Here is a 611-nt window from a genome sequence, read left to right on the forward strand (position 1 = left end):
CCGACTTCGCCCGCGGCGCCCGCGACGCCCGCGCCCGACCCGGCGCCCGCGTCGCGCCGGCAGGACCCCGCCGACTCCGTCTACCGCGCCGGCCGCTCGGCGCTCGGCAAGGGCGACTACCGCCAGGCCGAGGCGGCGTTCCGCCGCGTCACCGCCAGCTGGCCGAAGTCGGCGTACGCCAACGACGCGACCTACTTCCAGGCGTACGCGCTCTACCGCATCGGCAACACCAGCGACCTGCAGCGCGGGCGCCAGGTGCTGGCCGTGCTCACCGACACGGCGCGCGCGGTGCCGGTGCCGCTGCGCCGCGACGCGAGCAACCTCGACCTGCGCATCTGCGGCGTGCTGGCGCAGCGCGGCGAGGTGGCGTGCTCGCCGCTGGTGCGCGACCGCGCCGACGAGCTGCTCGCCGGCGGCTTCGGCGGCGCGATCGCCGGCGCGGGCGAGGCGGGGGTGACCGCCGCCGCCGAGGCGATGAGCAGCGTCGAGATGCAGCGCGTGATGGGGCAGGCGCAGGTCGCCGCCGCCGACGCGGCCGGCGAGCGCGCCCGCGCCGACGCCGAGGCGATGGCGCACCCCGAGGTGCAGCGCGCGATCGCCGGCGCCGGGCT

General features: G+C 79.2%; 1 protein-coding gene. It reads left to right on the forward strand.

Annotated features, from left to right (window positions below; genetic code table 11):
• On the forward strand, window positions 1–611 hold a 611-nt coding region (locus tag PYV61_RS26375; RefSeq protein WP_275836864.1), incomplete at both ends, for a tetratricopeptide repeat protein.

It is taken from the genome of Roseisolibacter sp. H3M3-2 (assembly GCF_029211165.1).
Taxonomy (GTDB): domain Bacteria; phylum Gemmatimonadota; class Gemmatimonadetes; order Gemmatimonadales; family Gemmatimonadaceae; genus Roseisolibacter.